Source organism: Terribium retamae, from assembly GCF_022347545.1.
GTDB classification, from domain to species: domain Bacteria; phylum Pseudomonadota; class Alphaproteobacteria; order Rhizobiales; family Rhizobiaceae; genus Mesorhizobium; species Mesorhizobium retamae.
On sequence record NZ_JAKREW010000083.1, the window covers coordinates 1 to 10,880 of the forward strand.

Genomic DNA, 10,880 nt, shown 5'->3' on the forward strand with positions numbered 1-10,880 from the left:
GGTCCCCGATCGAGCGCGCATCCGCGCCGTCGTCGCTGCGTTCCGGCGCGGCCGGCGTCGGCCAGTGCTTGGCCTGCACCTTGGCGTGATGGGGAGCGGGAGCCGTTGGCATCTTCGCGATCATCTCCATGGCGGCGGCCTCGGCGCCGGCCACCAGATGGGGAATGAGCGGCGCCTCCGGAAGGTTCCGCCAATATTTCTTCGGCATCTCCTTCTGCATGGCTTTGGTCTTCAGCCGCGCCGGGTTGAAGATGTTCTCGTAATAGGTGCGCCACAATTCCTCGGTGGCGTCATCGGCCGGTGCGCTGCCCTTGTCGGCGCCGGGCGTGAAGCTCAGTTCCGCTCTGTCCCAGTGCGCGCACAGAAGCGGCGTCAGGATGGACCAGCGCATGCCGGTGAAGCGGCGCACGAAGAACGGCGCATTGCGCTCGACGATGAAATGCTCCGGCTCGAACCAGGCGACATAGCGTTCGTCCTCGCCCTCGCCGATCTGCCGGAAGCGCACGAAGGCGCGCATCTTGTGCATGTCGCGCCCGACGGCCTTCTCCATCGCCTCGAACCGCCTGACATCCGGGTCGGACGCGATCTTCAGCAGCTCCGGCTCTTCGCGCATCCGCCACAGCATCCGGTAGAGCAGGGCGAAGCGCTCGGCATCGCTGTGACACGACACCGCTTCCGCACGCTCGACGAAGTCGCGCGAGACCTTCAGCTGGCCGCCCACCGGCGCGGCAGGCAACCGGTTCTCAGCCTCCGCGTCCACCACCCAGGCGATCTCCTGCGGCGCGACATGGTTCAGCGCGAGACGCCGCGCCGCATCGCGCCAGCCCTCGAAGTCGGTCTCGCCGGCCAGGTGCACGCTGTAGGTCGAAAGGTCGAGCATCGTCAAAACAGCGAAAGCTGCTCGCAGGAGGAAACGATTGTGTCGCGCAGCGCCGTCTGGTCGGTCAGCCCGCCGGGCGACCAGCCCTGCGCGGTGATGAAGGGCCGCACCTTGGCGATGGAATGGCAGAGCCGCCCGACATCTTCCAGCCGCAGCCGGCGATGCCGCCGTGTCTCGACGATGCGCGTCACCACCTTTTCGCCCAGCCCCGGCACGCGCAGCAGCATTTCCCGCTCGGCCTTGTTCACATCCACCGGAAACATCGCCCGGTGCCGCAGCGCCCAGGCCAGTTTCGGGTCGATCTCCAGGTCCAGCATGCCGTCTTCCCGCCCGTCCAAAATCTCGTTCTGGGCGAAGCCATAGAAGCGCATCAGCCAGTCGGCCTGGTAGAGCCGGTGCTCGCGCATCAGCGGCGGCTTCTTCAGCGGCAGCGAGGACGAGGCGTCGGGTATCGGGCTGAACGCCGAATAATAGACGCGGCGCAGGCGGTAGCTGCCATAGAGCCGCGCGCTGGCCTTCAGGATGCCGGCATCGGGCGTGGCGTCGGCGCCGATGATCATCTGGGTGGACTGCCCGCCCGTGGCATAGCGCTGGCGTTTCCTGGTCCGCAGCGTCGGCTCCGACTTCTCCTCGATCTTGGAACGCAGCGCCGCCATCGAAAGCCGGATCGTCTCCGGCCGCTTTTCCGGCGCCAGCCGCTTCACGCCCTCGTCGGTCGGCAGCTCGACATTGATCGACAGCCGGTCGGCATAACGCGCCGCCGCATCCAGCAGGTCCTGCGCGGATTCGGGGATCGTCTTCAGATGGATGTAGCCGGCAAAGTTCTCCTCCTCGCGCAGCCTGCGCGCCACCTCCACCAGCTCCGCCATCGTCTCGTCGGGCGAGCGGATGACGCCCGAAGACAGGAACAGCCCTTCGATATAGTTGCGCTTGTAGAAGCTGACCGTCAGCTTCACCACCTCGTCCACGCTGAAGCGCGCGCGCCGCACATTGGAGGAGGAGCGGTTGATGCAATAGCTGCAGTCATAGATGCAGAAATTGGTCAGCAGGATCTTCAGCAACGAAATGCAGCGGCCGTCCGGCGCATAGGAGTGGCAGATGCCCATGCCCTCGGTCGAGCCGATGCCGCCGCTCTTGCGGGAATCCCGCTGTTCCGCGCCGGAGGAGGCGCAGGAGGCGTCGTATTTCGCGGCATCCGAAAGGATCGCCAGTTTTTCGGTGAGGGTGAGGGCGCTCATTTGTTCATGATATGTTCTGCCTTCGGAAAAGACAATGGGGCTGATAGATACCTTACTAAGACAGAAGACGAGGCATCGCTGCTGTCGATTGAATAGTGCGGACGTCGCGACGTATCACCGCGAAAACAATAGCAGAAGGCCGAAGAAAGACTTGCCTCTCCTTCAGCTCTATTAGAATTTAAGCCGCAAAAAGTGCCGTCTCCTCCTTGAAAGACAGCCGCCTCGAAACGCAGACGCTATCTCTGCGAGCCCCTCGCGACAACTCCAACGTTAGCAGACTGTCATCCGGAAATGCGGGGCTGAGCTCGAGCCTTAAGTATTCGAATAGCTGCCGATCATGGACTGCTATCATTATTTGGCGTCCGTGTTCTTTGGAGAGAGTTCTGAGCAGGGCCGCGAAATGGGCGATATGTACGTCATCCATCGATTGGACCGGATCATCAAGGATTAGCCAAGGTAATTCCTTTGGTACGGAGAGGTGCAGTGCAATGAACAGCGTGAGAGCTGCGGTGTTCAAATTGCCTGCGCTCAACATCGCTCCAGGCGTTCCTCCAGCGTCGCCCCCATCCCGATGCTCGGTGATCAGTTTTGGTTGGAGCCGTTGCGTGGATGAGACGGGGATACGGAATGCAGGAACGAAAGGCTCGCTGGGCGCTAGTCTCACGAACAAATCCCGCCAAACCCTGTTGAGTCGATCATTGAACTCTCGGCGAATTATGGCGGACCGCACCTTGTCTACCGCGTTTCGAATTGCGACCCCTTGATCACGCAGGATTTGCGCACGGCCCAGTGCTTGTTCGGCTCGATTCCACGCTTCGAGATCTGCAGCAATCTGGATGTCGGCGTCTTGTCGACGCGCCATCGCCGACCGAATGGTTGCGACAAGGTCTGTTCCACGGCGACGCATTGAGAGACGCCGTTCCAACCGCGCCGCTTGGGTACCCAGAAGCTGGTCGACGCGGGATGCTGCCGCCTCAAAGGATTCACCTTCCTCGATGGCGGCCGCACCTACAGACCGTGCAAAGCTACTTAGGGTCTCACGTGCGGCGGCAAGCGACACATGGCGCGATTGAGCTTCACTTACGGCTCGCCTCGCGGCGATATCGGCTGCGCGCAGCCGTCCGCCCTCTTGCAGCACCTCACTTAGGCCCTCCAGTTCGGCGATTAATCTCTCGGTCGTAGCGAGATGGCGGTCGACCTCAGCGAGGGCCTCCTCCCCCAACATGCGTGCTGCGATAGACTCCACCTCACGATCCAGACGCTCGATGGTGACCTGCACCTCGCTTCGAGCGCGGCCCAGAAGCAATAGCCTTTCCGAGGACGCCGACAGTGTCCGAATCTTTCCGTGGACGTGCTCGCTGAGGGTAACGCCGCTGACTTCGCGGAAATCGCGATCGCAGACAGGGCAGACGTCATCAGCGATAAACGATGTTAGTTCTGCCAGCGCCGAACCCAAGCTCCCAGCGCTGCTGGACAATCGCGAGACCTCGTCGTCGATCGTGTCACGTTGTCGAACAGCGACATCGCGTTCGTCTAGCGCCACCGCATGACGCCTAATATCGATCCGCGCTTGGTTCGCGCGATCCGATTGCTGCCCCTGCTCGGTGCGTAGGCGCTTCAGTGCCTCCTCTGCAAATTGCGAGGGCTCGCTCGGCATTGAGAGGTCGGGCAGGGCGGCTTCGACGCGACTGCGAATGGTGCTGACGCGAGCGCCATGCTCTGCTTCCCAAAGGGCAAAATTTCTGGTCGCCTCGTCCGATCCAGTCGCCGGGATAGGGGCGTTCTCGCCTGTTGCAGAGCGGGCGTCCGAAATCTCTCGACGAATCGAAGCGAGTCGCCGCTGCTGATCTGCGAGTAGGGCAAATGCGTCCGCATCTCTCTCGTCACCAAGCTCGTCAGCGAGTCTATCAAGGAGCTCCTCGTGCACTTTCACGGGGATATCGAGGGATGTGCAGAGCGTCGTAAGTTCGGCGAGGATTGTTTGGATCTGCTCATCAAACACGCGGCGAGCCTTTCGCTGCTCCGCGAGCAATCGATCGAGGCGTGCCCTCTCGTTCTCCGCCACTAGCCACCCGTCCACGTTCTTACGAACGTTGCGCACGTCGATTAACGCCTTCAGCCCAGCTTCTAGTGCATCAAGCCGATCGAGGCCCAAAAGCTTGCCTACGAACTGCGCCAGCGGAGATGCAGCATCGCTGCCGGCATCCTGGTAGATTTGAAGTAACTGCCCAAGTAATGATTGGGGTAAAAACGACCGCTCTCTAAAAAACGCGGCAAGCTTCTCATCCAGTGCATCGACGGAGTGTGCCCCTTGTGGGTTGAGATCGGCGCGGAAGTTATGTTCGGAGGTTCCAGCGACCGCTCGAAGCAATACGCGCCCGTCGGACGCCGAGCGATGCAGTAATTGTTTTTCATATGCGGGGTCGGCTCGCTGAAGCGATTGGACACCCCCGGTCAATGCAAGCTCAAGAGCGGAAAGCAAACTTGTCTTCCCGGCTCCATTCTCTCCATGGACAATTACGACTTTCGCGTCGAGGGGGGCATGGACATGCCCGCGGATGCTGCGGAAATTGACCACATCAAGGCTCTTCAGGACTAAATCGCTCACGATTGCTCCTCTTCGAAGCCGGAGTTTAGCGCGCTCGCAATCACCGCCGCCGCGGCCGTCATCACTGCGTCCTCGCCGGCTCCGGAGGCCTCCAGTACTGCACCCAACAACTCCGTGTTTGTGTCGGTAGGTAGCGCATGAATTAGCTGCTCCATTGCTGGCCCGGTACCGCTGCCAGAATCTGCGAGCGGAGTCGGCAAAGTTAGCGGCAACAAAACGCGAATACGATCGTCGAGCTGTCGTTCGGCGACTTCGTTAGCTGGCTCGCCTCGGTCGTTCAGCGCGACGTTCTCCACGTGAAGCACGCGGCAAAGCTCAGAGAGCGCTTCTATCCCGTCCGCTAGTACGGCGCCTGCAAGAATGACCGTAACAACATAGCGCGACCCAGTAACATCGAGGGCGCGACTTAGTGCTTCGACACGTTGGCGGACGCGAGCACCGTCTCGGTCTCCGAAGTCGCCTGTCGTAGTATCGACGAGTAGCACCAGATCGAGAGCTCTACCATCGCGCCCGCGCATCGCGCCGGTAAAGGCAAATTCGACACTTGCCACCTTAAATGGGGTCGAAAGGCTACTGTAGCCAGAATTGCGAAGTCGCTCTTGAATTGCCTGCACGAGCGGTGAGTTGGTCATAACATCATCCTGGCGACAAATTCTTGCTGGAGGGCTGCGCCATCGCTGTACCGAGTTATGAGATCACCAAGGCTTACATGCGTCTCGCCTACTCGACCAGTCCGCCCCGGAGCCGAGCGAACCCGTCGTGGGCTCGCGCCCTCATCCACCATACGGTGCCAAGTATCATCCGCATGGACAATAATCGCGTCGTCGTTGGCGAAGGCCCCGTTGCTCTTCAGGGCAATTGCATCGGTGGCTGATTTTACGAGAAATAGGGGGCGGGCGATTCCATCCGGCCGCGCTGCGCGCGCGATCATTGCACCTGAGGTCAGATCATTCGAAGCCGGCAGGCGGAGCTCCCAATGGCCTTCCTCCCGACCATACTGCAACAAAGACAACAAAATCCCAAGCCGGCCAAGGCCCATGGCTTGTGCATTCGGGTCAGCTGCAATCAGACTTGGCGTCGAATTACTCAATGCCTCATAGGCGTCAGGCTTTTGAGGTAGAGCGCCGCTACGGAACAGCGAAAGCATACGGGACCAGTACGCAATCGCCTGATTCGTAAAGGTTGTCCGATCATGCGCATCTACGCCGGGGATAGCGAGATCGGCAACATCGTCCCGGAACGCTTTTAGCCGCGGCGCAAGGACGCCGGAGATTTGACCTTTCCCCAATGCGCCCAGGGAAAGCTCCATCAACCGGATAAGCTTGTCTGTAAGGAGCTTTAGGACCAAGGCAATCAGCACCTTTTCGCCCCACGCACGAAGCAACGTAGCCGCGTGCACTGCGGCCGGATCGTGATTGTACGCGTCGCCATAAGAGAGACGGAGCACATCGCGCTGACCTTGCTTAATGCTCTCCTCACAAAAGATGTGCGCTGGCGCGGCAGGCGCACAAGGCCACGGCCATGCGTGCACTTCTTTGGCGCGGGTAAAAAGTGTCTGTAGATTGTTGTCTTGGATCGACAGCCCAAGGACGAGGGTCTTTTGTGTCGTGGCAAGCCCGACAACCGCATTACGCATCGCCGCGAACGCGGCGGTTTCTGGCCAGTCCATAATCTGCGTATAACTTCCGGTCAGAAACCTCCGAAAGACGAGAGGCTCTCGCGAGGCATGTACTATGCAGCCATGAAACTTCAACAACCGTGCGCGACCAGCGGGTCCCCGGAGCTGATCGGGGTCGACCACGACTTGAAGGACCCCAGGCACACCACTGCTTAGCTGCTCGACGGCTGTCTCGATGAAACCGTCCCAGTTAGCCGAAGCGATCGCCTGGACCGCGCCTTCCAGAATCAAGATTGCGATACAGAGATGTTCAGCCGCGGGGGATGCGGGCTGTGCGAAGGCTTGCCGGATGTCGATCGCTTCCCACAGGATGAAATCCGGGTCGGTTCCAGCAATACGGATGTCGAGCACACGTGAATATTTCGTCCACAGTCGATCGATGATTGCTTTACCCTGTGGCCAGTCAGCAAGCGGAGATTCGTAAAACTCTTTGACGTCCGGAGGGTTGACCTCCGCAAGTCCAAGCGCTTCCTCAAGCGCTGGCATGTAAACAGCTTCAGTCGCAGGCTCTACTGCTCTCTCGCGGACATAGTCGAATGCCCGCTCAATGAGATCTCCGAGACTAGGTGCCTTTCTTGAAATTCCTGAGCCAACCCAGAGTGCAAATTCGCCATTCTCTACTGCGAGTGCGAACGAGGCGAAATCAGTGTCGAATTTCGCAAGCACCTCCCGCACCGTAATTTCATCGGCTGTCGGATCCAGCACCACGCCCACTATCCCCCCGCAGCGTACTTACACTACCTGCGAGAGAGACACTACTTATTGATAAAATATTGTCTAGCGCTGCGGTGATTCCGCGGAATAAGGCGGTTAGCCGCAGATGAAGTGACGATCAGTATGCCTTTGAACTGGTAGTGGTTAGTATATTGCTGAGCATGTCAGCTGATATCGGACGGTGAGTTCTCGTACTTCTGAAGGTATTTAATTACTGGCGGTTGCAAATATTGCAAGTCGGTGGTGAGAGCCGACACTGCTCCGGCAGGTGGTACCAAGACCCCGCTCATGTCGAGCAAATCACCAAAAATCATAGAGTCGCCAAGCTAGCGTGCTTTCCTGCGAATTCGAGAGAAACGGCGTTCTCCGTTAACAGGATTTGGCCGCGTATCATCCTGCGCTCACCGCCACGCACCACCCCCCCGCCGTAAGAAACATGATCGCTAGGAACAGGAACACAGTAACACCGCCGAAAAACGCCGTTGCTCGCCAGTTGCGGTCATCCGTGCTCGACCTGAAGATGCCGAAGCAGATGAACCAGAGCACAGCCAGGATCCAGAATCCTTTGCTGCCCAGCCATTCCATCATCGCCGATCCCCCAACCCACACAGACTTTTTATCGGAGCCGGCGATTTGACAAGTGCCGGGCTTGCTCGAACACTGGCAGCCCGCATTGCCCTCAACCCCACCCGCCGCTATCAGCAGACATGAAATCCGCAATCATCCTCATGATCGTCGGCGCGGTCATCTTCGGCGCCACCTTCGCCGGCTGGTATCTGCTCAACGCCTTCGCCTGCGGCATGAGCCCCACAGGCTGCACCGGCTTTTCGTTGAAATGGCGGGATTGGGAGGCGTTGCAGATCTTCGTGCCCACCTTCGTCATCGGCGCAGTGGTGTTCCTGTTCGGCCTGTGGCAGGCCGTTAGGGCGAAGGGCAATGGCTGAGGTCATGCGGGCGCTCCTTTGGCCCATCATTCTTTGCGCCGCGCTTCTGGCGCCTGCAGTCGCCGGCTCCCAGGCTGAAGACATGAATGCCGACTGGCTGATCGCCCCGCATCACGGCATCGGCCACCTCGCCTTCGGCCTGTCGCCGCAGGCCGTCGCCGCGATGGCGCCGCTTTATGGTGAGCCGAGCCCCTTGATCTCCCAGGCCCATGTCGTCTCCGATGTGGAAGCGATCATCGCCCAGCATGGCGCAACCCTGTCGCAGGAGACCATCGCGGCCGTGCGCAGCGCCGCGCGAGGGATGGCGGATTTCGCCACGCAGAATCTGACGAAGGATCAGGTGCCGATCCTGCTCGAATATCGCGACGGCAAGCTCGACGGCGTCACGGTCGAGGCGCGCCACGCGCAGGTGAATTACGCCGGCAAACGACTGTTCAAGCTCAGTGCCCGCGAGGTGCTGGCCCTGTTCGAACGCGCCAATGGCGGCCCGGGCCGCTACCGGTCCAGCGAGGCGGCCTTCGACGCCATCGCGGTCTTTCAGCACCACGACCAGCCAGGGCGAGGTTCGCGCCCTGTCGCAGGCGGATGCGGATTTCCGCGAACGGTCCATAACGCTGCGCCGCCAGCCTTACCGCCCGGCGGAAGAACTCGACCAGTTCGTGACGTTTTCTTTCAGGCCGCCGCCTGCGGAGTAGCCGTGCTCTGCGCCCCGCTAGCGCAGGCCGCGGATGCGGGTGCGCTGGCGGTATTGGGCAGGGGTTACGCCCGCGCGGCGCTTGAACAGCCTGCGGAAGAAGGTCGGGTCCTCATAGCCCACCGCGGCGGCGATCTCCTCGATCGCCTTGTCCTCGGTCTCCAGCATCTGCTTGGCTTCCTCGATCCGCAGCGCCTGCACATATTCCACGGGGCTGTATCCGGTGGCCGCCGAGAAGCGCCGCTTGAAGCTGCGCTCCGCCAGCCCGGAGCGGGCGACCATCGCCGAAACCGGGTTGGGCGTGGCGTAATGGTCCACCAGCCAGGCCTGGATCTTCGCGATCACCGCGTCGCTGTGCTGGCGCGGCCGCGCCATCGAGGCGAAGGGCAGCTGGCCGTGGCCGCGGTCGCCCAGCAGGAACAGCCGTGCCACCCGCGCCGCCTCTTCCGCCCCGCAGAACCGGCCGATCAGGTAGAGCGCCAGGTCCTGCCAGGATGATGCGCCGCCGGTGGTGATCAGCTGGCCGTTGCGGCCGCTGTCGCACAGGATGCGCTCCGGCCGGAACTTCACCGAAGGGTAGCGGTCGCGGAACAGGTCGGCCATGGTCCAGTGCGAGGCAGCCTCGGCGCCGTCCAGCAGGCCGGCCTCCGCCAGCAGCACGGAACCGCTGCAGGTGGAACAGACCAGCGCGCCATGCTCGACATGGCGCCGCACCCACTCGATCTCGCTTTGCCAGCGGCCTTCCGGCGTCTCGTCGCGGCCAAGATGGATGTCGCACACGATCACCACATCGGCGTCGCCTAGCCCGCCATCCGGCGTCACCTGCAATCCGGTGCCGGTCCGATAGGTGCCGCTGCGGCTGGCCACCAGCGTCGGTTGCATCCCGCGCGAGAGCGCCGCCTCATTGGTTCCGGTGTCGCCCAGCACCTCGTGCAGGCCGAAGGCCGCCATCGTGCCGCTTTCCGGCAGGCTGAGGATGGAGACGCGAAGCGGGCGTATCGGCATCCATGTTCTATGGCACAAATGCCCCGAAAACGTCGAGTCAACCGCTAAAATCCGTATTCGCTTTCCTGCACCCTGTCTCCATCCGCAACGAAAGGAACAGGCCATGATTGAGGGAACCGTCGATCTGACCAGGGTTTACGCCCAGCCGGCCGAGGCTGTTTTCGCCGCCTGGGCGAGCGAACAGGCGCAGCGCATCTGGGGCGATCCGGGCGAGGGGTGGGATCTCACTTTCGAAGTGTTCCGCTTCGCCGTCGGCGAAACGGATATCTGCCGCTTCGGTCCCACCGGCGGCCGGCACTACATCAACGAGATCCGCTATCTGGCGATCGAGCCGGCAAAGCGCATCGTCTACTCCTCCTCGCTCGCCAGCCAGGGAAGGCTCACCTTCGCCGGCACGGTCGCCGCCACCTTCGAGCCGGTGCAGGGCGGAACCCGCCTGCGGCTCCTCGAACAGGGGCTCTATTTCGATGGCCTCGATGACCTCGAGGGCCACCGCTCCGGCTGGCAGGGCATGCTCGAACAGCTCGCCGCCTATCTCGGCCGCACCTGAACGGCGCCGGCCGAAAAGCCCGAAGGCGGCTCTTACCGCAAGGAGAAAGATCATGCTCAAAAGCGCGCTCACGATGTTTGCCCTGTTTTGCCTGACGCCGGCGGTTGCCGGAGAGCCCGTCGGCACGGCCAGGAATGGCGCGGTGGAACTCGCCTATTGGCTGCAGGGGCCGCAGGATGGCATCCCGCTCGTCATCATCAACGGGCAGGGGGCGGCGACCCGTCCCGGCGATGGCTTCACAGCCGCGCTCGCCGCGGCGGGCGTCCGCCCCCCGGGCGGCGGGGCGCCGCGCTTCCGCGTCACCACCTTCGACAATCGCGATTCCGCCCGCAGCACCATGCTCGGCGCGGCCGGCGCGCCCCCTTCGATGGAAGACATCATGGCGGGCCATCCCCCGGCCTACGACCTCTCCGACATGGCGGCTGACACCGTCGCCGTGCTCGATGCCGCGGGCGTCAGGCGCGCCCATGTCGTCGGCCACTCGCTGGGCGGCATGGTCGCCCAGATGCTGGCCGCCAGCCATCCGGATCGTGTGCTGTCGCTGGTTTCCGTCTCTTCCACGTCCGGCG

General features: G+C 61.9%; 11 protein-coding genes. 3 read left to right on the top strand and 8 right to left on the bottom strand.

The features are described 5' to 3' along the window. From L4923_RS29890 to L4923_RS29915, 6 genes are all read right to left on the bottom strand, one after another. The coding region (locus L4923_RS29890; RefSeq protein ID WP_239370756.1) for a TIGR03915 family putative DNA repair protein at positions 1-880 on the bottom strand (880 nt) is incomplete at its 3' end. Between the two features lie 2 nt (positions 881-882). Next, entirely contained in the window at positions 883-2,118 is a 1,236-nt protein-coding gene (locus L4923_RS29895) for a putative DNA modification/repair radical SAM protein (protein WP_239370746.1), read from the bottom strand. Positions 2,119-2,296: 178 nt separating this feature from the next. Then, complete coding sequence (locus L4923_RS29900) at positions 2,297-4,726, bottom strand: AAA family ATPase (protein ID WP_239370747.1); 2,430 nt, start codon at positions 4,724-4,726, stop codon at positions 2,297-2,299. Continuing rightward, positions 4,723-5,358, bottom strand: a complete 636-nt coding sequence (locus L4923_RS29905; protein ID WP_239370748.1) for a hypothetical protein — start codon at positions 5,356-5,358, stop codon at positions 4,723-4,725. Before L4923_RS29905 ends, L4923_RS29900 begins: the two co-directional genes overlap by 4 nt. Continuing rightward, complete coding sequence (locus L4923_RS29910; protein WP_239370749.1) at positions 5,355-7,112, bottom strand: SIR2 family protein; 1,758 nt, start codon at positions 7,110-7,112, stop codon at positions 5,355-5,357. Before L4923_RS29910 ends, L4923_RS29905 begins: the two co-directional genes overlap by 4 nt. 396 nt (positions 7,113-7,508) lie before the next feature. Next, a complete protein-coding gene (locus L4923_RS29915; protein ID WP_239370750.1) occupies positions 7,509-7,706 on the bottom strand; it encodes a hypothetical protein in 198 nt (65 codons plus the stop codon). 119 nt (positions 7,707-7,825) lie between these two features. On the opposite strand from L4923_RS29915, the gene L4923_RS29920 reads away from it, so the two are divergent. Continuing rightward, on the top strand, positions 7,826-8,062 hold the full coding sequence (locus L4923_RS29920; protein ID WP_239370751.1) for a hypothetical protein: 237 nt from the start codon (positions 7,826-7,828) through the stop codon (positions 8,060-8,062). Here the strand turns inward: L4923_RS29920 and L4923_RS29925 are convergent. Continuing rightward, on the bottom strand, positions 8,040-8,672 hold the full coding sequence (locus L4923_RS29925; protein WP_239370752.1) for a hypothetical protein: 633 nt from the start codon (positions 8,670-8,672) through the stop codon (positions 8,040-8,042). The two genes, L4923_RS29920 and L4923_RS29925, sit on opposite strands and share 23 nt — an antisense overlap. A 102-nt stretch (positions 8,673-8,774) precedes the next feature. Continuing rightward, complete coding sequence (locus L4923_RS29930) at positions 8,775-9,707, bottom strand: GlxA family transcriptional regulator (protein ID WP_425531036.1); 933 nt, start codon at positions 9,705-9,707, stop codon at positions 8,775-8,777. Positions 9,708-9,864: 157 nt separating this feature from the next. Between L4923_RS29930 and L4923_RS29935 the strand changes: the two genes are divergently transcribed. Together L4923_RS29935 and L4923_RS29940 are read left to right on the top strand one after the other, a co-directional pair. Beyond that, positions 9,865-10,311, top strand: coding sequence for an SRPBCC domain-containing protein (locus tag L4923_RS29935; RefSeq protein ID WP_239370754.1), 447 nt, complete (start codon positions 9,865-9,867; stop codon positions 10,309-10,311). Between the two features lie 52 nt (positions 10,312-10,363). Further along, positions 10,364-10,880, top strand: a 517-nt coding sequence (locus L4923_RS29940) for an alpha/beta fold hydrolase (RefSeq protein WP_239370755.1), incomplete at its 3' end; no start/stop codon positions are given.